Below are 26,447 nucleotides of genomic sequence, written 5' to 3' on the forward strand. Positions count from 1 at the left end.
TCCGGGGTCGAGAGGGGTCGGGAGGGGCCGGGAGGGGGCAGGAGGGGTCAGGAGGAATCGGGCATCGGGGTCAGCCGAGGTGAAGGTTACGGTGGTGGAACTCCTGCCGGAGCATCTCGGCGATCAGCAGGCCCTGCGGGACGCGGTTGCCGCCCGCGAAGGCCGGGCGGTACTCGACGCCGCCGCCCGCCGACTTCTTCTGCAGCGGATTGCCCGTCATCTCCCAGCCCGGCGCCCACGGGTTGACCTCGTGGTCCTTGACGTTCTTGCGGAACAGGTAGCGGTAGGCGCCCCACTGGGCCACCTGGTCGGCCCGCGACCGGGCGACCAGGGGGTCCCGGGTGCCCTCCAGCATCGCCTGGACGTCGCGCAGGAAGGCCGGGCCGGGCAGCTCGGCGTCCATCGTGGCCCGCTGCAGGGTGACCGGCGCGCCGCCCGGAACATGTGCCTTGTCCTGGTTCGACTGCAGGGCGCGGAAGGTCGAGCTGAACCGGCCGTGGTCGTCGCCGTCCGGGTGCGGCACCTTGGGGCTGGAGTTGGCCGCGCCGATCTCGATGGTGTTGGCGCGCTTGTAGGCGGCCTCGTCCTGCCGGTCGCCGGCGAAGAACGGCGTGCCGCCGTACAGCGTGCTGCTGCCGACCGCGGGCACCTCCACCTCCCACCGGTGGACCGAGGCGTTGGCCGCGGCGTTCGCCCGCCAGGCCTGTCCCTCGGGGGTGGTCGTCGACCACTGCTCCCAGGCGTGGCCGTTCGGGGTGGCCAGCCAGTTGGCGTAGGCGGCGGCGTCGGCCGGGTTCGGCCAGGTGCCGTGGTCCTGGTGGTCCATCCACCCGGCGACCATGGCGAGCTCCCGCTCGTGCCGGCGCTTGATCGACTCGCCGGCCGGCGTGTGGTCGTGCTCCATCGCGTCGCCCACCACCTGACGGTTGCCGCCCTCCCGGTAGGTCAGCACGTCGTAGCGGGCGACGGGGCCCGGCTCCCGGTTGGGCCGGGTGCGGTCCAGCAGCCGGTCGGCGGTGATGGCGGCGGGGGCCGGCACGGTCTTCGCCCGGTCGGCGAAGAAGGCGGTGCCGTCCGAGCTGTAGTAGTGGGTCCCGGTGCGCGGGTCGGTCCACTTCTCGCTGCCGGACCGCTTGCCGGAGTTCTTCAGCCGCACGAAGTCCGCGACCGACATCCTGGTGATGCCGACGGCGGCCGCCGTGTCCCTGGGCTGGAAGGCGTAGCGCAGCCTGCCGTCCTGGTCGAGCAGGGCGTGCACCTCGTAGGCCGAGTGCCGCTGCGGCGCCGGTCCGGCCGGGTCGCTGACGACCACGCCGTGCTGGTCCACCACCAGGTTCACCGGGTTGGTGTCCACCGCCACCTTGTGCCGGGCGGCGAGCTCCTGCGGCAGCGGGCTGCGCTTCGGGTCGAGGGCGGTGGTCAGCCGGTGGTGCGCGGCGCTGGGCTCCATGCCCGGGTGCGGCAGGGGGCCGGCGCCGGAGGTCGCGGCGGCCGGCAGCAGCGGGCCGTACTGCTCGCGGACCGGGTGCACCACCGGCACCTGGGTGCGCCAGCCGGACGGCACCGTCGAGGCCGCCGTCCAGCTGGGTGAGCACACCGTCCAGCAGGTTCCTGGTGCCCTCGTCGAGCAGGCCGGTCACCGGGTCGTGCGGGACGTCGAGCACCACCGTGAGCCGCTTGGGATCGGGCCAGAGCTTGAAGAGGTGGTCGGTGTCGAGGTCGGCCGGCGAGCGCCGGCTGATCACCAGGCCCGCGGCGGTGCGGTGCACGGTCAGCGCGCCGAGCGGGTCCGGCCGGGTGAGCAGCGGCGTGGCGGCGCCGCGGTCGGGGCGCCCGCCCGGGAAGAGCGTGTCCAGCTTGCGGTCCCAGGTGGGGTGGGCGAGCGCGTGCAGGGCCGCCAGGACCGGGTCCTGTCGGCCGGTCAGCCGGTCCAGTTCGGCGGCGGCCCGCTCGTGCAGGTCCGCCGTCAGGGCCGGGTACGGGTTGCCGCGGCGCAGTTCGTCCAGGGTGCCCGCCGCGGTGAACCCGGGCCGGTTGGCCAGGGCGGCGGCCAGGGCGGCCTCGTCCGAGCCGGTCACCACCGGGAAGTCGCTGAACCGGCTGACCTGCGCCTGCAGCTCGTGCGGCAGTTCGCCGACGCGCAGCACCAGCACCGCGCCGGGCTGCAGCTGCTCGGGCCGCAGGCTGGTGGGCCAGGCCGGGTCGGCGCTGCGGGCGCTGACCAGGATCACGGTGGGACGCAGCGGGTCGGGGGTGACCTTGGCCGTCAGCCCGGCCACCAGCTGGTCCACGTCGGCGGCGGTGCCCGGGTCGTGGGTGAGGCCGAGCACCGGCAGCAGCCTGGTCCGGCCGTCGGCGGCGGCCTGCACCAGGCCCGCCATCGCGCCGACGGTGGCCGGGGCCGAGGTCTGCAGGGACTCCCGGAGCAGCGTCTCCACCTGATCCGCCGTCAACTGCGGCACCGGTGCCTCGATCGGCTGGAACGGGGTCGGCGGCACCGTCAGGGCCAGCGAGCCGTCCTCGTTCCGGCTGGCCAGCGCACCCGTGTCCAGCGAGAGCGCGTGGTCGCTGCCGAGCCGCCCGAGCGCCGCGCCCAGGTCGCCGTCGGTGAGGCGCCCGGTGACCAGCACGGTGTGCCGCGGGCCGGGCGGGAGCGGGGCGGCGGCCAGCTGAGCCGGGCTCAGGTGGACCATCCGGCCCTTGAACTCGGCGGGCAGCATCAGGTCCAGGCCGGCGGCCGTCTCGTCGTCGCAGACCAGGCGGAACTGCTGGCCCGGCCCGGTCAGGTCGGCGAGGTGCTGGAGCCGGCGGGCCGAGGCGTGCCAGTCGGCCTGCCCGACGACCACGGTGACCCGGTCCTGCTCGCCCAGGTGGGCGAGCACGTCCCGGCGCTGGGTCAGCTCGGTGAGCAGCTCGGCCTGGGTGGCGCCCGGCCTGCGGGCGGCGATCCGGTTGAGCACGGGGCCGGGGTCGGCCGCGTGCAGGGCCTGCTGCCAGTCGGCCAGGTGCGCGGGCCCGGTGGCCTGCGCGCCGAACCTCGCCTCGGGGTGCTCCGGGTCCGGCAGCAGCAGGTGCGGGTCGTGCTGGCCCGGGCCGGTCAGCCGGTACTGCTGACGGTCCGTCACCGAGGCCCAGACCTTGGTGCCGGGCGGCAGCTGCCCGGGCGGGCGGCCGGGCTCGGCGGGGTGCGTGGTGCCGCCGTGCACGTCGACCCAGAGCAGCCGGCCGTCCTCGGTGTGCACCAGGGCCCAGTCGTGGCCGATCCGGCCGTGGTCGCCGGCCAGCACGGTGGCGAAGCTGCCGGGGCCGCCCCGGCGCACCAGGTCGAGCACCGCGTCGAAGCCCTCGGTGTCGGCGCCGTAGTGCAGCGGCTCGTTGTGCAGCTTCAGCAGGGTCCAGGCGAAGCCGCTCTCCGGCTCGGCCCCGGGCAGCAGGGCGGCGGCGCGGCCGGCGCCGTACCAGGTGTCCCGGTAGGCCTCCACGGTCTCGCCGCAGTTGGGGCCGCGGTGGCCGCGGGTGATGGCGGAGAGCAGCTCGGCGTCGGGAGCGGAGTGCGGCGGGCGGGCGGCCGCCAGCTGCCGGACCCGCTGGTGCTCCTGCGGGCTCGGCTCGATCAGGTTGCGGGAGCGCTGCACCTGGGCCGGGCCGTAGTGGCGCTTGGCCGGGGGCTCCTGGACGGGCGGCTCCTCGGCCGGGCGCTTGTGGCCGGTGGTCGCGGCGGCCGGCTTGGTCAGCGCCTCGAAGATGTCGTCCGAGGTGGAGGCGGACTCCGGGGTGGAGCTGGAAGCGGAGTCCGAGGTGCTGGGCCGGGCCGGGGGCGCCTGGGCGGGGAGTTCCCCGGCCTTGGCGAACTCCTCCGCCGGCTCGCCGCGCGAGGCCCGGCCGAGCGCCTCGGAGACCCGGTCCAGGGCGGCCTGCTCGTGCCCGCCGAAGGTGAGCAGGGTGTCGGCCAGGTCCTCGGGCAGGCCGACCCGCTTGAGCAGGTCCGCCAGCAGCTCCCCGGGCTCGTCCTGCGGCGACCACTCGGCGCCGGGCGAGTCCGGCCGGCCGTCCCGCTGCGCGGTGACCTGCTGGCCGTCGGCGGCGTGCTCCAGCTTCAGGTGGGCCTGGGAGCCGTCGGGCAGGGTGAACCGGCCGTTGAGGTGCCGGTCCAGCAGGTCGGCCGCGTGCTGGAAGGACCGGGTGGCCTCGCCCGGTGCCAGGCTGCGGCCGGTCCGGTCCGACAGGTCGACCCGGAGGGTGAACTCGGTGATCTCCCGGCCCGCCCGGGTGGCGAAGCGGCGCACCTGGTAGCTGCCGTGGGCGGCGGTGTGGGTGGTCGCGGGGGCCGCCGAGCGCTCGGCCAACCAGTCGCTCGGCGAGGCCAGTTCGGAGGGCAGCAGGTGGTCCAGGTTGGCGGCGAACAGGTTGCGGGCGCGCAGCGCGTCCTTGCGGCCGTACTGGGCGTGCAGGTCGGCGAACCGGTGCCGCAGGTCCCGCAGCACGGGCTCGGACACGTCACCCTTGGGCGGCTTGGCGGCCTGGTAGTCGGCGGAGATCTCCCGCATCCGGTCGCGCAGGTCCTGCGGGAGGCCGTGCGCGCTGTCGCCGTGCCGCAGGTAGCCGTCGATGTTGGCCAGGTCCTCCTCGCTGAAGCCCTTGGGCCGGGAGGTGCCCTGGTCGTCCAGCTTCTCGGCCCGGTGGTCCGGCTGCTGGTGCCAGTCGGCGTGCTTCTGGTCGCCCTTCTGCTGGTCGAGCGGCAGCGACTTCTGGTAGTCGCCGGAGCGGGTCGGCGGCGCGCTCACCCGCAGGCGCTCGTAGCCGGTGGTCTCGCCGCCGGTCGCGGTGTGCCCGGCGTCCTTCTCGTGCCAGGCCTCCATCCGGGCGCCGCCGATCACGCTGTCCGGCTCCTCCATGTACCGGACCTCGAAGCCCATCAGCGCCATCGCCTCCAGGTTTCCGCTGCGGAAGCCGAGGTGGCGGGCGGTGGAGTGGCGGTCCAGGTAGTCGAAGAGCTGGAACTGTCCGGTGCGGGTGTCGCCGCCCCACTCGGGGGCTCCCGCGTCCTTCCAGAACTCGGTGAGGTCGGCCACTGCGGGGTTGAAGTCGGGGGCGAGCCCGAGGTCGCTGTACGACCTGCTGATCGTCTCGAACTTCCGCAGCTGCTGCGGCGCGGGCGCGCCCGGGTTCTTCGGGGCCCGGTCGCCGACGATCACCACGGCGTCGAAGTCCTTCAGCCCGGCGATGATCTGGGCCATGCCGTGGTAGCTGGTGTCGTGCTCGATGTGGACCTCGCCGCCCTTGCCGCTGAACCGCGACCAGAGCACCGCGACCCGCGGCTTCTCCGCTGCCCCGCTGGGCAGTTGCACCCCCTTCTGGCGCAGCCAGCCGGTGATGACGGCGTCCTTGCGGGCCTGCTCCTCGGCGGGCTTGTCCAGGCCCCAGTTCTGCCGGACGGTCTTGCGCAGGCCGGAGTCGAACTCCTTGCCGATGTAGGTGGTGGCGGCGCCGACGGGCAGCAGCGCGTTCTTCTGGGCGCGCTTGCTGAGGGTGGTGTGCCCCGGCATGATCCGCTCGTAGACCTGGTTCAGCTCGTCCTCCGTGTCCCGGACGACGTGGATGCGGTCCGGGGCGATGCCGGAGGCTATGTAGAAGTCGGCGATGTTGCGGGCCTTCTGCTCCTCGCCGTCCTCCCACTTGATGACGATCGGCCGGTCCGAGTCCTTCATCAGCATCGCGGCGATGCCGAACTGGTCGCCGGAGGCGTAGGCGGGCTGCACCATGACGGTCTTCGCCGGCGGCGCGGCGGCCGGCTCGTGCGGCTCGGCGCCGGCGACCGGCTCGGTCGGGTGGTGCGGCGCGGGGCCGTCACCGTGCACCGAACCGGAAAACTGATCATGCGTCAGTTCCCGGACCAGCGGCCCGCTGCGGGAGACCTCGTCGATCTTCGCCAGGTGCCGGGGCAGCACCTCGAAGTGCGGCAGCCTGGCGGCGTCGCCCATCACGCCGTGGTCGTCGGCGTACTCGTCCGTCCGGCCGCCCGAGCGGAACACGGTGTGCTCGTCGGCGTACTCGTCCGGCAGGCCGAGGTGGTGCAGCACCTCGTGCAGCAGCACGCCGTCGCTGCTCTCCTCGAACCAGAGCCGCTGGTTGGCGTCGCCTTCGCCCGGCTTCGCGGAGACCGACTGGTGCGCCTCGGCGGCGCTGTCCACCCGCTCCAGGCGCAGGTGGGCCTGGGAGCCGTCGGGCAGCGTGAAGCGCCCGTTGAACTCGCGGTCGACCACGTCCCGGGTGCGCTGCCAGAGCCGGTCCAGCCGGTCCGGGGTCAGCGCGTCCGGGCCGGTGCCCGCGTCGAGGCGCAGGCGGAGGGTGAACTCCTTGACCCAGTGGCCCGGTTGCGCCTCGAAGTGGCGCAGGTCGTAGCGGATCGCGGTGGTGTAGCCGGTGAGGCCGCCCAGGTCGGGCCGCTTGTCGCGGTAGCGGTCGGCCAGCGCCGGTCCGGCGATCGGGCCCCGGCCGGCCTGCCCGGCCTTGAGCGGGTCGAAGCGCTCGCTGTGCATCGTCGCCGGTGGCGCCAGGTCGCGTATCTCCGCCCAGTCGGCGGGTTGCAGCAGGGGGCGGGTGCTGGTGCGGTCCGGTGGCGTCGGGTCGCCGAAGACCACGGCTCCCGGGGCCGGCCCGGTGATCGGCTGCTCGACGGTGGCCTGCGGCAGCGGGTCGGGGTCGCCGTGGTCGGCGGGCAGTTGCTCGGCGTGCGGCTCGGTCTCGCCCTCGGGCAGGGTGAGGTGCTGCCAGTGGCCGCCGGGAGTGACCCGGGGGAAGCCGTACTCGTCGTACCCGACGTGCCGGCTGACCACCAGGTGCCCCTGGACGAGCCAGACCGGGCCGTCCGGCGCGTAGGCCTCCAGTGCGCCGAGCTCGGGGCGGCGGCTGCGCAGTTCGCGCAGCACCTGGGCGGCGTAGGAGCGGCCCTGCTCGGTCGGATGGCCGGAGCCGCAGGCGACGAACCGCAGCGGACGGCCCTGGGGCCAGAGGCCGCGGTCGTGCAGGTCGGCCAGCGAGATCGCCAACTCCCGTGGCGAGAGCGGCCGTCCGTTCCACATCGGGGCGCCGTCGGGGCGGGTGGTGTGGTAGCCGAGGGTGAACACGGCGGGATCATGCGGGAACTGGGCGATCGCCTGCTGGAAGCGGGCGCGCTGGGCCGGCGATGCGGCCGGGTCGGTCAGGTCGACGGTGTCGTTGCGGTGGCTGCCCGCGAGGGCGGCGGTCACCTCCCCGGTGCGGCGGGTGTCGTGCACGGGGTGGTTCAGGGCGTGCAGTTGCTGGGTCTCGGGGTGCAGCTCGTAGCTGCGCCGGTAGGTGCTGACCAGGGTCTCGGGGGTGGTGCGGTGGATCGGCAGTTCCAGCTCGACCGGGACCAGGCCGGACTCGGTGCGCCGGCGGTCGCCGTCCCAGAAGGTCAGCTCGACCTTGGCGTAGCCGGTGTAACGGGCCATCGGCTCGGGGATCTTGGCGTTCGCGGGGACCCGGCCGCCGCTGCCCGAGCCGGGGCCGACCCGGCCGGTGCGGGAGACGCCGACGGTGGCGGTGGTGGTGTTCCCGACCGTCTCGGAGACCTCGGCCTTGGCGCCGAGCTGCGCCTGGCCGCTCCACAGGCTCCAGTCCAGCCGCAGGTGCCGGCCGCCGCCGGAGGTCTCGTTGCCGGGGCTCAACTCGGCGCTGCGGCTGTCCCCCTGGTACTCCAGCGAGACCAGGTTGAGGCTGGCGCTCACCCCGGCGTCGTCCCGCAGCAGGCGCTTGCCGGCTGACGGGGTGTCATGGCTCCAGCCGTTGCTGGTCTCCGCGAAGTCGGCGGACAGCTGGGCGTGGCCGTGCGCGGTGGCGGCCAGGTCCTGCAGCCGCTTCCAGGTGCGGTTGCCGAAGAACGACGGGCCGACCGAGCGCAGCAGGTCCTGCACGCCCGAGGAGTCGCCGAGCCAGCGCAGCACGTCCTGCTGCCGCAGGCCGGTCCGGAACACCTCCTCCGGCGGGCGGCGCAGCTGGAGCTGCTCGACCGGCGGCTCCACCGGCGGCTCGTGGCTGCGCAGTTCGGCGCTGCGCTGGCTGAGCGAGTGCGCGCCGCCGAGGTCCACCAGCGGGTTGCGGTCGGCCTCGGAGAGCACCTCGACGTGCAGGTCGGCCGTGGTCCGGCTGCGCCGGTAGCCGGCGTAGTGCACCAGCGCCGAGCCCAGGCTGTCCGGCTTGGCGATCCGGTCCCGGTCGACGAGTCGGACCACGGGCCGGCGCTCCATGGTGAAGACCAGCCGGGCGGTGCCGTGCGAGGCTGTGGCGGCCAGCTTGGTCTTGACGGCGGTGGCGGTGCTCGCCGACTCGCCGTACTGGTCCACGTGGTCGGTGCCCCAGCCGTGGCTGCCGCCCAGCCCGCCGACCAGGGCCGGCCCGGCGCCCAGCGGGTCGCTGGTGCCCTGGAGGTTGACGCTGACCGAATTCCCCTTGCCGCCACCGGTGTTGGTGGCCCCGTCGGTGCCGGTCAGCGCGGTCTGCTGGGTGGTGCCGATGTTGAACTCCACCTTGGGCGCCTCGCCGACCTGGTCCAGCTCGGCGAGCTCGGCCCGGATCCGCACCGTGCTGCGGCCGTGCTGCAGCACGATCTCGTGCCCGGCCATCAGCGACTTGAGCTGCGGGCGCAGCCGGTCGAGGTCCAGCGCCTGCTCGATCTTGCGGGACATGCCGGACCAGTCCCGGCCGAGCTGCCGCTTGGCCTCCCCCGCGATCTGCTGCACCAGCTGCCGGGATTCGGGGCCGCCCCCGGCCGGCGGGCGCGGCGCGCGGATCTCGGTGACGATGTCGGAGGAGCCGAGCAGGTGGCTCTCGGCCGTCCGGTCCGGGACCCGGCGCCGCCGGGTGATGGTCGGCGCGACGTCCCGGTGCGGCATCGCGACCCGGGCCGGCACCAGGACCACGTCGCCGCCCAACCGCCGGCTGCCGCGGCCGGGTTCGAAGCTGATCCGGAAGTCCGCGGTGGCGTCGAAGACGGCGGCCGGCTCGACGCTCTTGCCCCGGCTGTTGGTGCCGCCGGTGTGGTCGACGGTCAGGCCGCTCACCGCGTCCCGGGTGCGGGTGTAGTCGGCGGTGCCGGTGAAGTGCGAGGTGCTGGCCTTGAAGCCGAGCTTGAACTTGGTCCGCAGCCGCTTGTCCCAGGAGAAGCCGGTGGAGCTGCGCTGCTGGCCGCCCAGTTCGAACTCGAACTCCCGGACGTCCTCGGTGTGCCGCAGGTTGGTGACCCGGGCGTTCAGCACCACCTCACCGCGCCAGCCGCCGTGGTCGACCGGGATCCGGATCGACTTGCCCTGGGAGAGCCGGACCAGCTGGGCCTTGAGCGCGTCCGGCGACAACTCCCGGGCCAGCTTGGCCTGCAGGGCCGGGGGCAGGTCGCCGAGCGGCCCGGACAGGCGCTCCTTGACCCGGGTGAGCACGTGGCTGTCCGTGCTGCCCAGGTTGAGCAGCACGTCCGAACTGGCCAGCCGGCCGTGCTCGGTGCGCGGCGGCGGGTCCAGCCGGTGGGCGGGGGGCGGCACGGGGCGCGGGGTGCCGCCGGCCACCGGGCCGGTGAACTCGCCGGGGTGGTCCGCTGGTTGGTTCTCCTCGGCTTGGTGCTCCTCGGCTTGGTGCTCTGCGGGCCGGTGGAGCGTGGTGAGCCGCCGCTCGATGCCGAGTTCGGCACCCAGGTCCACGCTGAGCGGGAACCGCTCGCCCTTGTGGACGATCTCCAGGTCCACCTTCACGGTGGTGTCGTAGAGCTCCTGGGCGCTGCGGTACTTGCCGTTCTGGTAGCTCTTGGTCGACTCGCCGCTGCGCTGGCCGTCCCGGACCCGGTGGTCGACGCTGACCGTCGGCGTGATGTCCAGGGTGTCCTTGACCGCCTTGGCACCCTCGGCGAGCGCGGGCTCGGTGTGCAGCAGCGCGGTGCCGCCGCCCTGCAGCTGGCCGGACTTGGAGTCGGAGGCGAGCTTGCGGCGGGACTCGAAGGTGGTGCTCTCCCGGACCGGGTTGAGGTCGGAGCCCTCCTGCGAGCGCAGGTGCCGCATCCGGGTCACCGAGGCGGTGGCCGAGATGTGCAGGTCCTTCAGCGGACCCCGGGTCACCTCCGGCGTGTGCAGCGGCACCTGGCGGGTCATCGCGGTCAGGTGCGCGGAAACGGCGGCGTGCGAGTAGCTGGCGAGCACCTCCTCCCGCACCTCGGACCAGGCCTGCTCGCCCATCCGGTCCCGGCCCCAGGCGTCGAGCCGGTTGTGCAGCTCGGAGACGTCGACCAGGTCGCGGACCGTGGTGGTGTCGGGCAGGCCGCGGTGGTCGCGGTGGTCCGACCAGACCTCGTTCGGCGGCGCGGGGTACTCGGCGCCGGGCTGCTGCGCCCGGGGCGGCCGGGGCACGTCGGTACCGTGGAAGACCGGCTTGCCCTGCGCCGCCGGCACGGGTTCGGTCTCCGCGCGGTCCACCAGGGCGCGGAACCCGAGGCCGCCGTACACGGTCTGCTCGGTCTTGCCGCCCAACGGGCCGGTGTGGCTGATGGTGACGGTCAGCTCGGCCTCGCCGTCGAAGACCACGGCGGGCGACTTGGTCTTGCTGGTGAGCGACACCTCCTCGCCGGTGCCCGTCACGGTGACCTTGTCCCGGCCGAGCTGGGCACCGGCGCCACCGCCGACGATGCCGGGGCTCTTGCCGGTGTAGTTGCCGGTGCCGACGAACGGCAGCTGGAAGCCGTCGCTGTCCGCGTGCTGCTCGACCTGCGAACTCGCGCTGCCGGTACCGATGTTGAACTCGGTGGTGCCGGCGGTGCCGGACTGTTCGAGGGTCTTCAGGGTGGCCCGGGTGAACTCCAGCCGGGCCATCGAGCCGTCGATCCCGTGCACCTCGAAGCCGGCGGACTGACCGGCCATCAGGCCCTTCAGGTCCTGGTGCAGGGTCAGCAGGCTGACCTCGGAGAGCACCTTCTCCTTGAGGTCGCCCCAGAGCCGGCCGGCCACCTGCCGCCCGGCCCCGTCGAACTCGCCGAGCAGCTTCGCCGCGCCGCGCGGGCCCCCGGCGTCGTGCGGCCCCACCGTCCACACGTCGCTGACCAGGTGGCTGCCGCCGAGCCGGCGCTGCTCCAGCACCTGGCGCGGGAAGCTGCGGTACTCGGTCGGCCGGGGCTGCGGCAGCGTCTCCCGGACCGGCACCGCGACCGTCCCGGAGAACTGCACCGGACCGGCCTCGGCCGGGCGCTCCTGCGGAACGCCGCGGTGGGAGAGCGAGGTGAACTCCGCCCGCAGCGCGAAGTCGGTGCGGAACAGCGCGGCCGGTTCGACGGTCTTGCCGCGCGCGATGGTGCGGCTGGCGTCGGCGCTGCTCCCGCCGTGCTGCGAGCCGTGCTGGTAGCCGAGCGACTCGGTGAGGTCGCCGTTGCTGCCGAACTTGAACTTGCTCGCCGCCACCACGCTGACCTGCCACTGCCGGTCGGCGGTGGTGCCGGTGGTGGACTGCTGCTCGGAGCCGAGCTCGAACTCGAAGGTCTCCCGGCGCTCCCGGAAGAACTGCCCCAGCACCTCGGCCCGGATCCGCACGCTGCCGGACCAGTCGCCGGCACTGAACGGCACCTCCCAGTCCTCGCCCCGGCTGAGCGCGGTCAGCCGCGGGCGCAGGCTGCCGGTGCCGAACAGGTTGCCCACCAGCGAGGATGCGGCGCTGCGGTCGCCGCCCAGCACCCCGGTGAAGTGGTCGGTGAGCTCCTGCCGGGCCTGCCGGTCGACCACGTGCAGCTCGGTGATCACGTGGTACGCGGCGAGCGCGGGCGCGCCCTCCCGCTGGGGCGCGACCGGCTCGCGCGGCGGCAGCGGCGGCGGGACCTCCGCCTGGACGACGGGCCGCGGCTGCACGACGGGCTGCGGCTGGACCGGCTGCTCGGGGTGCTCGGTGTCGTGCTGCTCGGTGATGACGGGGGTGTCCTGGAGCGGGTGCTCGGTCACCTCGGTGAGCACGGCCGGGTTCCGCTCCGTCACCACCGGGATCGGCGGCGGGACCGCACGCTCGGGAAGCGGCTGCGCCGGCTCGGTCTCCAGGTCCGGGTAGTCGGCCTCGTGCAGCGGCCGGGCCAGCTCCACCTCCTCCGGCTCCTTCGGCGGTGGCGGCTGCTCCGGCTCGGACTCGGACTCGGAGTCCGACTCCTCGCCCGGGTAGCGGTGCGGCTCCAACGGGCGCGCCAGGCTGTTCCGGTGCCCGAAGGCGACCGCGTCCGGCGACTCGGCGTGCAGCTCCTCCGGCGTCACCTCCCGGTACTCGTCCGGGAGTTCGGTGCCGAGATCGGTCGGCTCCGACTCGCCGGGGCGGTACTCGTGCCAGTGCCCGCCGCCGACCACCACGGGCAGGCCGAAGTGGTCGTAGCCGACCTGGTCGGCCACCAGCAGCTGCCCCGAGCGCGGGTCGAACCAGACCGGGCCGTCCGGTGCCAGCGCCGTGGTGTGGGTGCCGGACTTGGCCAACCCGTCGAGCACGGTGGACACGTAGTGCCCGTCGAGGCTGTTCGACAGGTCGCAGGCGACGAACTTGATCGGCTTGATGCCGTCCCAACGGCCATCCACCAAGGCCGCGTTGAGCTGCTCGACCACCTGGTGCGGCGGCACCGGGCCGTGCTCGCCGACGTGCATGGCGACGGTGAAGTGCCGCTCGTCCTGCGGGAACCGGGCGACGGTCTGCTCGAACCGCTCGCGGGCCTGCGGGGAGAGCGCCGGGTCGGCGACGAACAGGCGTGCAGGCGGCTGGTGCTCCTGGTGGGCCTGGTGGGTTTGGTGGGTTTGGTGAGCCGGGTACTCCGGCGGCGGCTGGTAGGCGGGCGGCGGCGAGGAGTCGTGCCGCTCGTACGTCGGCACCGGGTCCTCCCGGTGGCCCCCGCCGCCGACCGTGGCGTGCCGCTGCGGGGAGCCCACCTCCTGGCGGTTCGCCCCCTCCTGGCTCGCGCCTTGATGCCCCGACGACTGCTGTCCCGACGACTGGGTCGGCACCCGCTCCGGCGCCTCCTCGCCGGTCGCTCCCGCGCCGCCCTCCACCTTGATCCGCGCGGGCGGCTTCGGCAGTTCCTCGTGGCTGCTGCTCCCGCCCTCGCCGCCGACCGTCCTGACCGTGGGCCCGTCCTTCTCCGGCCGGGTCCGCGGCGCCTGCGGCCGCACCACCGGGATCGGCGCATGGTGGCCCGCCAGGTTGGAGAGGATCGACAGGATGGTCAGCGGGTGGGTCGGCGGGTAGTACTTGCCGGTCGCCTCGGGGTCGTGCAGCCACTCCCCGACGAAGTCGGTCCACTTCTCCTTGATCGGCTCGGTCAGGTGGTGGCCCAGGTGCCCGAGCGCGCCCATGCCGACCCCGGAGACGAAGGTCTGCCAGGTCATCGAGAAGGTGTGGTCGTCGCCGAAGGTGAGGTTGTAGAACCCCTCGGTCAGGCTGTTGTGCACCCCGCTCTTCAGGTAGCCGCCGACGGCCGCGCCGAGCTTGAAGACGGCGGTGTCGCCGCCGATCTTCTTCATCAGCCCGGGCACGTCGCGCACCAGGCTGTTCACCGCGTCGCCGTGCAGCAGGCCGTCCTTGCCGAGCGTGTCGGTGAGGCCGGTGAGGAAGGCGTCCTCGCCGCCGCGCCCGGCGCCCTGGGCGAGCGCCTTGGCGAAGTCCTGGCCGAGGTCCCGGGCGGCGTCGTCGCCGATCAGGCCGCCGAGGTGCTTCTCGAAGTCCGCGCCCAGGTCGGCGGCGAACTTCTCGCCGAAGCCGGCGGCGTGCTTGCCGAGGGTGTTCCCGATGTCCTGGCCGAACGCCTTCGCGGCGTCCTTGCCCAGCCACTGGCCCCCGGTGTGCTCGGCGAAGCCGCCGACCACCTGCTCGGCCCCGCGCCCGAGGTCCTTGCCGAGGCCGTTCCCGACCCCGTTCCCCACCTCGTGCCCGACATCGTTGCCGACGTCCTTGCCGACGTCCTTGCCGACCTCGTGCCCGACGTCGTTGCCGACCCCGTGCCCGAGGTCGTTCCCCGCCTGGTGCCCGAGGTCCCGCCCGGCGTTGTTCCCGAGGTCCTTGCCGGCCAGGTCCTTGAGGTCGTTCTTCGCCCCGCCCCCCAGCCCGTCCTTGAAGCCGTCCTTGAACAGGTCCTTGGCGCCGGCCCCCAACCCGTCCTTGCCCAGGTCCTTACCCAGATCCTTGCCCAGGCCCTTGGCCAGGTTGTTGCTCAGGTTGCCCAGTTCGTCGCCGAGCGCCTTCCCACCGCTCTTGCCCAGCCCCTTGCCGATGGTGTTGGAGAAGAGCTTGCCGAAGCCGTGCCCGAGCAGGTCCAGCGGCCCGCCGATCAGCCCGCTGAGCGCGCCGAACTCCACCGCCTGAAGCGTGGACTTGGTGTCCCAGTCGCTCCAGCTCTTGTGGCCCTCGGCGATCTGCAGCATCTGGATGATCGCGTCCAGCGCCACGCCGCCGACCACGCCCATGAAGACGTGCATGGCGATCTGGTCCAGCAGCCAGGCGAAGATCTTCTGGAGGATCCCCTCGGCGATCAGCCGGGCGGCCACGATCTCGCCCAGCGAGGCCCCGCCGGTGAACGGCGCCCAGGCGATCGCCCAGGCGATCTCGAAGGCCAGCTGCACCAGCTGGGCGAGCGTCATCCACTTCGCGTACTCCACCTGGTTGGCGGTGTCGTGCGCGCACTTGGCCAGGTCCTTGGCCTGGTCGCCCGCCTGGCCCAGGTAGTCGTCGCCGCCGGACTGGCCGATCAGCTTGCGCATCAGGTCGACGAAGGCGTCGGCGGCCTGGCCCTCGAACTGCTCGGTGCAGACCGAGACCATGTCGGAGATGTACTGACGCAGTTGCGGCATGTCGTTGGCGATCGTCAGGTAGTCGTCGCCGGCCTGGCGCAGCTTGTCCTCGTCGGCCTGCGGCCACGCCATGCCGGTGAGGCCGGAGAAGAGCTTGGCCAGCCCGTCCGGGATCATGATCGACATGTGCGGCAGTGCTCCTGACGTATCGTCAATTGACGACGGGTCCGTCAGAACCCGTTCGTGCTGTCCTTCAGGTCCGAGTCGTTCTTGTCGAACAGGTCCTTGGCGTCCTGCCCGTTCTGGCCGACCTTGTCGACGGCCTTGCGGACCTGGGTGAGCAGGTCGGTCAGGTCGCTGGTCGGCTGGTCCACCGTCTGGTGGTACTGCTTGCCGATGTCGTCGCTGCCGGCGGCGTCCTTGTTGAAGGCGTTGACCTCGTCGACCTTGCCGCGCATCTCGTCGATCAGGTGCGACATGTCGCCGAACTTGGCGAAGGCCGTCTTCAGGTCGGCGAGCGCGGTGAACCTCTCAGCCACGGAACTCCTCCTGCCGCCCGCCGGCCCGGCGCTCCTCGGCCCGCTTGTGGCTGGGCCGCATCGCCTGCAGCGGGGCGAGCAGGTCCTCCAGCTCGGTGCCGCCGGTCATCGAGGTGCGCAGCGCCTCGCCGACCCCGTCGAAGGAGCGCATGGCCTCCAGCACCCGGGCGCCCAGGTCGGCCCGGGCCTCGTTGAGCAGGTCGGTGAGCACCGCGCCGAGCTGAGCGGGCGCCATCGTGCGGTAGGCGGTGGTGTGGAAGGTCAGCGAGACCACCTCACCCTGGGAACCGACCACGGCGGTGACCATCCGGTCCTTGGAGGTCACCGTGGCGGTGGCGGCCTGCAACTCCCTGGTGGCCTCGGCCAGCTTGGCCTGCTGCTCGCGCAGGGTGACCATGGCCTGCTCGATCTGCTCGGCGAACGGCGACGTCGACATCTCACTCCCTCGGCACTGCTGACGACACCTGTTGCTACGGCCAGGTGCCCTTGTGCAGTTCAGCGGCCGATCACCCCGTCCACCGCGCCCGTGTCGGTGCCCCAGACGTCCTCGTCCTCGGCCAGCCAGGTGGTGCGCTGCCGCTCCTGCCCGCCGGCGGCCCCGCCGGCGCCCGCCCCGCCGCCGGGCATCATCGGCGGCATGCCGGCGCCGCCGGTGGTGGCCACCGAACGGCCCATCAGCTGGGCCTCCTCGGAGGCGCTCATGGCCGCCTGTTCGCCGGCCACGCCCTGCTCGGCGGCCGCCCGCTCGGCCAGCGCCTCCTGGCCGGCGATGTCCTCGGGCGAGAGCGCCCCGCCGTTGGCCAGCGCGGTGCGGCTGATGCCCATGGTCCCGCCGGTCAGGCCGATGCCGCCCTCGGTGGGCACCGACTTCGGCGCGGACAGGCCCTCCAGCGACAAGCCCTTGGTCAGGCCGCCGGAGCCGGAGGTCGGGATGCCGAAGTCGTCGCCGGAGACGTACCCGCGGGCGCCGGAGCCGAGCGGGTTGAGCGACTCGCCCATCGCGTGCTCCTCGTTGGCGAGCAGCTGCTCCTGGTTGCTGACCGGATCGCCGTTGGCGTCGAGCAGTTGGCCGTCCTTGCCGACGGTGGCGCCCTTGCCCGCGTAGACCGGGTTGCCGTTGGCGTCCAGGACCGGCTTGCCGTCCTTGCCGATCAGCATGCCGTTGCCGTCCACGGTGGCACCCGGCGGAGCCTTGAAGGTCCCGCCGCCGCCCGGGCCGGTGGGACCGGTGCCAAGGTTGATCGGCCCGCCGGGGTAGGCGCCGGGCGGGGCCTTCTCCGGCTTGCCGTCGGGGCCGAGCAGGGGCTTGCCGTCGGGGCCGATGACGTTGCCGTTGGCGTCCACGTGGGAGCCGGGCGGCACGGTCCAGGGCTTGCCGTCCGGGCCGGTCAGCTGCTTCCCGTCGCTGCCGAGCAGCGGCACGTTGCCGTTCGGGCCGCCGCCGTTCGGGCCGGCACCCTGGTTGTTCCCGTTGAGGTCGTACTTGGTCTTGGGCGGCGGCGGGGCGCCGAGGTTGCCGGGCCCCTTGCCGCCGGGGCCGCCCGCCCCGTTGCCGCCGGAGCCGTCCCCGCCGGGGCCGCCGTCCCCGGCCCCGCCGCCGGGCCCGCCACCCGGTCCGTCGCCGGAGCCGGGGTCCGGCGGGGTGATCGCGGCGGGCGCGGGGGTCTCGGGGGCCACCGTGATGCCCTGCAGCAGGTTGCCCAGGGTGGTGTAGGCGGGCACGATGCCGTTCATCGCGATGCTCGCCCCGTGGTCCAGGAAGTACTCCACCCCCTGGGTCCAGATGTTCTTGCCGTTGGTCTCCAGCGTGCTCCAGAAGGCGTCCGTGCTGGTGTCGTTGCCGTTCACGGTGACCTTGGGCGTGCTCCCGCTGGTGTCGAGCACGGGCGAGCCCTGCATCATCGCCTTCAGCGCGTACTTCAGGCAGTTGTTCGGGTAGGCGACCTGGGGGTTGGCGTCGAACCCCTCCTGGTCCCACTCGTTGGTGATGCCGGCCCGGCCCGAGTCGCCGCGCCAGGCCCAGTACTCGGAGAGCATCTTGCTGAGCCCGGCGGAGAGCGCGTCGCGGGCGCCCTGGAGGGCGGCCACCGGGTCGCCGCCGTAGGTCAGCAGCGTCCACATGTCCTGCATGTCCTGCCCGACGCTGGTCAGGTAGGACTTCAACTCGCCCGCGGCGCTGCCCTGGAGGTCGCTGTCGTCGGCGTTGAGCGGGTCGGTCCAGCCCTTCAGGGTGGTGACCAGTTCGCCGATCCAGGTCTGCAGCCGGGTCACCATCTCGATCGCCGCGTCGAAGCTGCCGAGCGCGGTGGTCGTGGTGTGGCCGGGCGAGCCGAGCAGCGCGTTGAGGGTGTCCAGGGCGTGCATGCTGAACTGGCTGAGGTGGCTCTGCTTGCCGTTCTGGTCCAGCCAGGCGGTCCAGTTGCCGCTGCCCCAGACCACCACGATGTAGCTGGTGGTGTACTCGTAGGACCCGTACTCCGAGGAGTAGTAGGAGACGACGTCGGTCGGGTCCGAGGCCCAGGAGAAGTCGTACTTGGTCGGGTCGTAGGAGCCGGGCAGCACCAGCTCGACGCCGTGCCCGGTGATCCAGGTGTCGCCGGTCACGTCGCCGCGGCCCGCCGTGCCGTCCTGGCTGCCGTCGGCGAAGTACGAGATGGCGTCCTCCCACTTCGTGGACGACGAGGGGGTGCTCATCTGACTGCTCCAGCGCTGGTCTCGGGGGGCGGGGCGGGTCCGGCGCGCCCGAGCGGATCGGGGCGCCGGACCGGAGGGTGAACTGACGGACTGTCAGGGTTTCGGCGGGTTGGGCGGGTTGATGCCGGTCGGCGGGGATCCGCTGAGGATGGTGAACATCTGGGCGGAGGTCAGCGCGTCGTCCTCGGCGTTGTCGAAGGTGCGCTTGGCGTTCACGATGCCGAGGACGATCTTGTCCACCGCACCGCTGATCGCCTTGAACTGCCCCTGGATGCTGCCCGCGAAGCTCTTGAAGTTGCCGCTCACCGTGCTGCCCTCGGTGAAGTTGCCGGCCATCAGCACGGTGTAGCCGTTGCCGCCGTCGCTCGGCAGGCCGTTCCCGGCCCCGCCCGCGAAGTCGTTGACGTGGTTGACGACGACCTTGCCGTCCGGGTCCTTCGCGTTGGTCCCGATCATCGACTGCTTGAGCGCGGTGACCTCCGGCAGCACGGTCTCGTCCAGGTACTGGTCCGTGACCTTGAGCGTGTCGCCCACGGCGGCCTCAGAAACCCGCGGCGGCGGCCTGGTCGGCGTACCGCATGGTGTGGTTCATGGTGTCCAGGATCTGCGCACCCTTGTGGATGTCGTCGTGCATCTGGGTCTCGTTGTCGTGCACGACCTTGAAGAAGTCCTGGAAGGCCTCCTTGTAGCTACCGGACTGCTGGGCCAGCGTCTGCAGCTGCTGGACCAGCTCGTCCAGGTTGCTCTGCATGGTCTGCGCGGCCGAGATGAGCTCCTGGAACGCGTTGTCGATGGCCTCGTGCTGAAGCTGGATGTCTGCCATGGCGGGGTCTGCTCCTCGGTGTGGTCCGGGCGGCGGGTGGCGGGTCGGGACGGGTCAGCTGGGCGAGAGTGCGGAGAAGACGCCGTCCGAGGCGCCCCAGTTGCCGCCCATCACGTGGGCGTCCTCCTCGGCCTTGTTCAGCACGGTGCTGGCGCCCTGGGTGGCGTCCTGCAGCTTCTGGAAGGCCTGCATGACGTTCTTGTAGCGCTCCACCCAGTCGTTCACCCGGCCCTGGAAGGCGGTGCTGGCACCGGAGACGTAGCCCGCGGCGATCTCCTCGTTGATCCGCTCCACGGTCTGGCCGGAGGTGATCATCGCGGAGATCTGGCTCTCCAGGCCGTTCAACGCGGTGATGAACGCCTGGTCCTCGGCGCTGAGCACGTTGGGGGAAGACATCGAAGGCTCCTGTGTTGCTCGGACGGGACCGCGGGCGCGGCCCCGCAACCGGTGGAACGGGTGGTCGGCCGACCGGGGTTCAGCCCCGGCCGGCCCGTCTGGAGGCGTCGGCGGCCGGTGCCGACGGGCGGTGCTGACGAGCGGTGAACGGCGCGTGGCGACGGCCGGTCGGCCGCGTGGCGACGGTCCGTCAGCAGGGCGTCGCAGCGGCCGGTGCGGGCACGCCGCCGCCGGCCAGCGCCGCCGGGTCCAGGCTCGGCCCGACCGGCAGCAGCGCCAGCAGCGCGGCCGGCACCGTGGTCGGCGACACCGCCGCGTAGCCCAGCTGCTTGGCCGCCGCCGCGCCCGGCACCGGGTAGGCGACCCCGTTGTCGGCGACCAGGAACTCGGCGTCCCCGGCCGAGCCGCCGGCCAGCGCGGCCCGCACCAGCGCGCCGCCGCCGGGCCGCACCGCGACCAGGTCGGCCGGGGTGCAGGAGGCCCGCACGCCCGGCTGGGCGGCCGGTGCGGCGCCGGCCAGCCCGGCCTGGTCGAGCAGGGTGACGGAGGTGCGGGTGGCGCCGGGGTCGGCGGTCGGGTGCAGGTCGGTGCAGACCCCCTGCCCGGTGCCGGGCGCCAGCAGCGCGGGCGGCTCGGCGGGCAGCCCGGCGCCGTCCGGGGCGGGCGCGGTGTGCGCGGCCAGGTCCTCGGGGCCGATCGCGGCCGGGGTCGGCGCGGCGCCCCCGTAGGCGTCCTGCTGGGTCCGCGGGTCGCCGCGCAGCAGCTCGAACTGGAGCGTGGTGAGCGGCGCCAGCCCGGCCGTGGTGAGCACGTAGCGGCCGCCGCCCGGGGCCTCGAAGAGCTGGCCGACCCGGGACGGGCGGCCGGCCAGCTGCGGGCCGGCGGTGCCCCGGCCGGTCACCGCGGGGGCGGTCAGGTCGGGCCCGGCGGGCAGCGTGTCCAGGTAGGCGGCGCTGACCGGGAACGGCACGGCGGCCGCGTAGCCGAGCGCCTGCTCGACGCCGCCGGCCCGGTCGATCCGCAGCCGCCGGCCCTGCCAGAGCAGGTCGTGGCTGCCGTCCGGGGCGGCCACCAGCAGCGCCTGACCGGGGGTCAGGCCGGTGCCCTCGCCCTGCGGCCCGATCGCCAGCGCCAGCTTGCCGCCCGGGGTCGCGCAGACCAGCCAGGCCTGCCCGCCGCCCAGCGCGGCGGCCGGCGGCAGCCCGTCCGGCGCGCCGAGCAGACCGACCGGCCCGCCCCGCTGGGTGCCGTCCAGCGAACGCTCGCTCACCTGCTGGACCGTCAGCTGATCGCCCGCCAGCAGCTTGGCGCTGGTCTGGTTGAGCACCGGGTGCAGCGCCCCGCCCAGGTAGAGGTAGCGGGCGCCGGTCTCCTCGACCACCACCAGCGCGCCCGGCTTCTGCCAGCCGGTGCTCACCCCGGGCTTGAACACCCCGATCACCGTGACCACCAGGGCGATCAGCACGCCGAGCGCCAGCCCGCCGACCGCTCCCCGGGTGGTCCGGCCGGTGGGGGTGTCGGGGGCGTCCGGCTCGGACCGCAGCATGCCGGAGGCGAGCCTGCTCAGCACGAACAGGTGCGCCTGCACCTGGTCGCGTCGGGACTGCATCGTGCTACTCCAAGGGATCAGTTCAGTGGGTCTTACATCGCCCGCATTCAGTGGGTCTTACATCGCCCGCATCGCGTGGTACACGCCGCAGACCAGCAGCGCCAGCGGCACCAGGGCCACCGCGCTCAGCGTGTGCAGCAGGTCGGCCAGCCGGCCCCAGTACGGCAGCAGCCGCCGCCCGGGCACCGTCCAGGCCACCACCAGCAGGGCCAGCGCCAGCACCAGCAGCCCGCCGAGCACCAGCAGCCGGGCCTGCGCCGGGTGACCGGGCGTCACCCGGGCCACCAGCAGCGCCCCGCCGGCCACCCCGGGCAGCAGCAGCACCAGCCGCTGCCGGATGCTGCCGATCGCCCGGCTGTGCAGCAGGAGCAGCAGCGAGAGCGCGGCCGCCTGGGCCGGCCCGGCCCAGCCCCCGCCGCTCGCCAGCAGCACCAGGCAGGCCGCGGCGACGGCGCCGACCGCGGTGTAGAGCGCCATCAGGTAGTCGTCGGCGACCAGGCTGCGGGCCAGCACCCGGTCGGCCGGGAACGGCTCGATGCCCTCCTGCAGCTCCTCCGCGTTGCGCGGCAGCGCGGGCAGCCGCAGCCCGGAGAGCCGGAAGGCCAGCGAGGGCACGAAGGCGCCGGCCAGCACGGACAGCACCGACAGCACGGCGGCCACCTGCTCCACCGTCAGCCCGCCGATCAGCAGCCCGCCGGCCACCGCCGCGAGGAGCGCGACCAGCACCGCGCCGAGGAAGGCCGGCGCCCCGGCGCCGACCGCCGCCACCGCCAGCACCGCGGCCCCGGCCGCCGCCGAGCCGGCCGCCAGCACCCGGGCGCCCAGCAGCTCGTGGCCGCCGGGGCCGCTGGGCACCAGCAGCGCGGCGAGCGCGAGGTAGGGCACGGCGGCGCAGCCGAGCGCGATGCCGGCGCCGGTGTCGTTCATCGCCCGGGAGGCGCTGGCCGCGCCGAGCAGCAACAGCAGTGCGGTGGCCGCCGCGCCGACCGCCCGCAGGCCGGCCGGCCCGGGCAGGGCGAGCAGCGCCAGCCCGCCGGCCAGCGCCAGCAGCACCACGGCGACGGCCAGGTGGTGCGTCAGCTCCGGCCGCCAGCTGTCGCCGCGCTCGCGCACGCCGGTGGCCACGCCGTCCACCAGGTCGTCGAAGTGCACGGGCGGCAGCGCGGCCCGGCGCGGGCGCAGGTACAGCGCGTCGCCGTCGCGCAGCTCCAGGCCGTCGGGGGTCTGCTCCTCGTCCAGCGCCTCCCCGCCGAGCCGCTGGAGCACCCAGCCGCCGTGCTCCAGGCCCTGCTCGGCGAGGTCGTCGCCGGCGTGCGCGAGCACGGCGGGCAGCAGGTCGGCGAGCGGCACGTCGGCGGGCACGGCCAGCTCGAAGGCCGCCCCGGGGGCGTGGAACCTGAGCCGGCACAGGCCGGCCACGGAGCTGTTGTTCACGCCTGGCTCTACGGCGCGCGGGGCCTGCCGAGTTCACGGTGAACCCGGCGAGCCCGGCGGCCCGTAACAGCCGGTGGACGAGTGCACGAAACGAGGAGCCGTCAGGTGAGCGTGGTCCTGGTCAACCGAACGGCGCGCCGCCCCGGGCCGCAGATGCCGGACGGCGAGATCCAGCTGCAGGAGCCGCCCACCCTGCCGGAGTCGCCGAGCGGCATGGCGAGCATGGTGCAGATGGCCCCGATGGCGCTCGGCTCGCTCTCCATGGTCTTCATGTTCCTGCGCCCCGGCGGCGAGGGCGGCGGCGCGCTCACCTACGTGGCGATCGGCATGATGGCGCTGTCCGCGGTCGGCATGCTGGTCACCCAGCTGATCCGGGGCACCAGCGACCGCAAGCAGCAGCTGCGCGCCGAACGCCGCGACTACCTGCGCTACCTGTCCCAGATGCGCCGTCAGGTGCGCCGCTCGGTGCACGAGCAGCAGGAGGCGCTGGCCTGGCGGCACCCGGCACCGGCGGAGCTGGCCTCGCTGGTCGGCACCACCCGGCTGTGGGAGCGGCGGGCCCCGCACCCGGACTTCAGCGACGTGCGGATCGGCACCGGCCCGCAGCGCCTGGCGGTCCGGCTGGCCCCGCTGGCCACCAAGCCGGTGGAGGACCTGGAGCCGCTGTGCGCGCACGCGCTGCGCCGGTTCATCCACGCCTACGGCACCCTGGACGACCAGCCGGTGGCGATCCACCTGCGCGGCTTCGCCCAGCTGCTGCTGCGCTCGGACGACCCGGCGGCGGCCCGCGCCCTCGCCCGCGCGGTGCTCGGCTCGCTGGCCGTGGTGCACGGGCCGGACGAGCTGCGGATCGCCGTGGTGGCCGGCGCCGAGCAGCGCCCGCACTGGGAGTGGGCCAAGTGGTTGCCGCACGCCCTGCACCCGACCGAGAGCGACGGCGCCGGGCCGGTCCGGCTGGTGGCGGCCACCCTGGGCGAGGCCGAGCAGCTGCTCGGCGAGGAGTTCACCGGCCGCCCGGCCTGGGAGCCGGACGCGGTGCCCAGCCGGGACGAGCCGTTCACCGTGCTGGTGCTGGACGGCGCGGGCAACCACGGCGCCGGGCGGGCCGCGCTGGCCGGCTACCGCAACGCCGTGGTGCTGGACCTGGCCGACTCGCTGGAGTGGAAGCCGGCCCGCACCACGCTGCGGCTGCGGATCGCCGAGGGCCGGCTCGCCATGGTCGGCGCCGACCGCAACCGCAAGGACACCGTGACCGAGCTGGGCCGCCCCGACGCGCTCGGCCTGCGGGCCGCCGCCCGGCTGGCCGCCGCGCTGGCCCGCTACCGGATCGGCGACGCGGTGGAGGCCGGCGAGCCGCTGGCCACCGACTTCGACCTGACGGCGCTGCTCGGCATCCCGGACCTGAACAAGCTGGAGGTGGAGCGGCTCTGGGAGCGGCGCGGCATCCCGGACCGGCTGCGGGTGCCGCTGGGCCTGGGCGCCGACGGCCGCCCGGTGGACCTGGACCTGAAGGAGTCCGCGCAGGGCGGCATGGGCCCGCACGGCATGCTGATCGGCGCGACCGGCTCCGGCAAGTCCGAGCTGCTGCGCACCCTGGTGCTGGCGCTGGCGCTGACCCACTCCTCCGAGGTGCTCAACTTCGTGCTGGTCGACTTCAAGGGCGGCGCCACCTTCCTCGGCCTGGACGAACTGCCGCACACCTCCGCGGTGATCACCAACCTGGCCGACGAGGCCGCGCTGGTCGACCGGATGCGCGACGCGCTGCACGGCGAGATGATCCGCCGTCAGGAGCTGCTGCGCTCGGCCGGCAACTACGCCTCGCTGCTGGAGTACGAGACGGCGCGGGCCGCCGGCACCCCGCTGGCGCCGCTGCCCACGCTCTTCGTGGTGGTCGACGAGTTCAGCGAACTGCTGGCCGCGCACCGGGACTTCATGGAGCTGTTCGTGATGATCGGGCGGCTCGGCCGCTCGCTCGGGGTACACCTGCTGCTGGCCTCCCAGCGGCTGGACGAGGGCCGGATGAACGCCCTGGAGTCGCACCTGTCGTACCGGATCGGCCTGCGCACCTTCTCCGCGATGGAGAGCCGGGGCGTGCTCGGCGTGCCGGACGCCTACCAGCTGCCCTCCTCGCCCGGCAACGGCTTCCTGCGCAGCGACACCTCGACGCTGACCCGGTTCAAGGCCGCCTACGTCTCGGGCCCGTACCGCCCCAAGCGGCGCCCGGCCCAGCAGGCCGCGCTGGCCGGCCAGGTGGTGCGCTACGGCACCGAGTACGTGACGCCCCGCCACCTGCCGGTCGCCGAGGCCGAGCCGGAGCAGCCGGAGAGCGGCGCCTCGCTGCTGGAGCTGGCCGCCGACCGGCTGGCCGACGCCGGGCCGCCGGCCCACCGGGTCTGGCTGCCCCCGCTGGACGTGCCGCCCACCCTGGACGAGCTGTTGCCGCCGCTCGCGCCCGACCCGGAGCGCGGCTTCACCGTCGAGGGGCTCACCGGTCCCGGGCAGCTGCGGGTGCCGGTCGGCGTGGTGGACCGGCCGTTCCACCAGCTGCGCGACCTGCTCAGCGCCGACCTGTCCGGCGCGGGCGGCCACGTCGGCATCGCCGGCGCCCCGCAGAGCGGCAAGTCGACCATGCTGCGCACCCTGATCACCGGGCTGGCGCTCACCCACACCCCGGAGGAGGTGCAGTTCTACTGCCTGGACTTCGGCGGCGGCGCGCTCTCCAGCCTGCGCGGGCTGCCGCACCTGGGCGGCACCACCGGGCGGCACGACCCGGAGCGGGTGCTGCGCACCATCGCCGAGGTCAACGCGGTGATCACCCGCCGGGAGAAGTACTTCGCCGAGCTGGGCATCGACTCGGTGGCCACCTTCCGCCGCCGCAAGGCCGAGGGCGGGCTGCCGGACGACCCGCACGGCGACGTCTTCCTGGTCATCGACGGCTGGAACACGCTCCGCCAGGAGTTCAACGACCTGGTCCAGCCGCTCACCCTGATGTCCCAGCGCGGCCTCAACTACGGCGTCCACCTGATGATCGCCACCACCCGCTGGGGCGAGATCGGCAACGGGCTGCGCGACCAGCTGCAGACCCGGTTCGAGCTGCGGCTCGGCGACCCGGTCGACTCTGTGATCAACATGCGGGCGGCCGGCCGGGTGCCCAAGCTGCCCGGGCGCGGACTCACCGACGAGCAGCTGCACTTCCTCACCGCGCTGCCCCGGATCGACGGCAGCGGCCGCTCCGGCGACCTGGCCGAGGGCATCGCCGACCTGGTCGACACCCTCGCCGAGCACTGGTCCGGCCGCCGGGCCCCCGAGGTGCGGATGCTGCCGCTGCTGCTGGACGCCGCCGAACTGCCGGCCCCCGAGGGACGGCTGCGGATGGCGATCGGCCTGGAGGACACCCAGGTCGAGCCGCTCTGGCACGACTTCGAGGAGAACCCGCACCTGATCGTGGTCGGCGACAGCGAGGCCGGCAAGACCAACCTGCTGAACCTGGCGATCCGTTCGGTGGTGCGCGGGTACACCCCGGCCGAGGCCCGGATCATGCTGGTGGACTACCGGCGCGGGCTCTACGACGCGGTGCCGGAGGAGTACCGGCTCGGCTACGCGGTCGCGGTGGACATGCTGCGGCAGATCGTCGACGGCGCCGCCCGGGCGATGAAGAACCGGGTGCCCCCGGCCGACCTGGCGCCCGCGCGGCTCAAGCTGCGGGACTGGTGGGAGGGTCCGGAGCTGTTCGTGGTGGTCGACGACTACGACCTGATCGGCGGCACCACCGGCACCCACCCGTTCGCCCCGCTCATGGACTACCTGGCCCAGGGCGCCGAGATCGGGCTCCACCTGATCGTCGCCCGCAGCGCCAACGGGGCGGGCCGCGGGCTGTCCGACCCGCTGCTGCGGCGCCTCCAGGAGGTCAACTCGCCGGCCCTGCTGCTCTCCTGCCCGCCCTCCGAGGGCTACCTGTTCGGCAATGTGAAGCCGCGTCAGCTGACGGCGGGTCGGGGGCTCTACATCACCCGGCGGCGGACCGTGCAGGTGCAGACCGGTATGGTCGAGAAGGAGGGGTGAGCAACCGGGTGAACCGGCGGCCCGGTCCGATGCGTCACCCCTGTGAGGACCGCCGTCCCGGCGGACCCACGTGCTCAACCCATGTGCTCAACCGG

At 73.9% G+C, this 26,447-nt stretch carries 10 protein-coding genes; 1 reads left to right on the forward strand and 9 read right to left on the reverse strand.

From position 1 onward, the window contains the following. Positions 1–86: 86 nt before the first annotated feature. The 9 genes from FHX73_RS05040 to eccD form a co-directional block, all read right to left on the reverse strand. Positions 87–14,981: a WXG100-like domain-containing protein gene (locus FHX73_RS05040; RefSeq protein WP_145903584.1), complete on the reverse strand. Its 14,895-nt coding sequence runs from the start codon at positions 14,979–14,981 to the stop codon at positions 87–89. A 44-nt stretch (positions 14,982–15,025) separates the two neighbouring features. Then, positions 15,026–15,334 carry a hypothetical protein gene (locus FHX73_RS05045; RefSeq protein ID WP_145903586.1) on the reverse strand — a complete coding sequence of 103 codons (309 nt, stop codon included), beginning with the start codon at positions 15,332–15,334 and terminating at the stop codon, positions 15,026–15,028. Further along, positions 15,327–15,770: a YbaB/EbfC family nucleoid-associated protein gene (locus FHX73_RS05050; RefSeq protein WP_145903588.1), complete on the reverse strand. Its 444-nt coding sequence runs from the start codon at positions 15,768–15,770 to the stop codon at positions 15,327–15,329. The genes FHX73_RS05045 and FHX73_RS05050 overlap by 8 nt, the downstream gene beginning before the upstream one ends. A gap of 59 nt (positions 15,771–15,829) precedes the next feature. Next, entirely contained in the window at positions 15,830–18,028 is a 2,199-nt protein-coding gene (locus tag FHX73_RS44515; protein ID WP_170304851.1) for a hypothetical protein, read from the reverse strand. Positions 18,029–18,121: 93 nt separating this feature from the next. Then, positions 18,122–18,562 carry a hypothetical protein gene (locus FHX73_RS05060; protein WP_145903590.1) on the reverse strand — a complete coding sequence of 147 codons (441 nt, stop codon included), beginning with the start codon at positions 18,560–18,562 and terminating at the stop codon, positions 18,122–18,124. Positions 18,563–18,569: 7 nt separating this feature from the next. Continuing rightward, a complete protein-coding gene (locus FHX73_RS05065) occupies positions 18,570–18,851 on the reverse strand; it encodes a WXG100 family type VII secretion target (RefSeq protein WP_145903593.1) in 282 nt (93 codons plus the stop codon). A gap of 54 nt (positions 18,852–18,905) precedes the next feature. Next, positions 18,906–19,247 (reverse strand): hypothetical protein, encoded by a 342-nt coding sequence (locus FHX73_RS05070; protein ID WP_145903595.1) that lies wholly within the window; start codon positions 19,245–19,247, stop codon positions 18,906–18,908. 190 nt (positions 19,248–19,437) lie between these two features. After that, positions 19,438–20,856, reverse strand: a complete 1,419-nt coding sequence (eccB, locus tag FHX73_RS05075; protein WP_145903597.1) for a type VII secretion protein EccB — start codon at positions 20,854–20,856, stop codon at positions 19,438–19,440. A gap of 57 nt (positions 20,857–20,913) precedes the next feature. Beyond that, positions 20,914–22,290, reverse strand: a complete 1,377-nt coding sequence (gene eccD, locus FHX73_RS05080; RefSeq protein WP_145903598.1) for a type VII secretion integral membrane protein EccD — start codon at positions 22,288–22,290, stop codon at positions 20,914–20,916. Between the two features lie 153 nt (positions 22,291–22,443). On the opposite strand from eccD, the gene eccCa reads away from it, so the two are divergent. Continuing rightward, a complete protein-coding gene (gene eccCa / locus FHX73_RS05085; RefSeq protein WP_145908072.1) occupies positions 22,444–26,352 on the forward strand; it encodes a type VII secretion protein EccCa in 3,909 nt (1,302 codons plus the stop codon). Positions 26,353–26,447: the final 95 nt, after the last annotated feature.

It is taken from the genome of Kitasatospora viridis (assembly GCF_007829815.1).
Taxonomy (GTDB): Bacteria; Actinomycetota; Actinomycetes; order Streptomycetales; family Streptomycetaceae; genus Kitasatospora; species Kitasatospora viridis.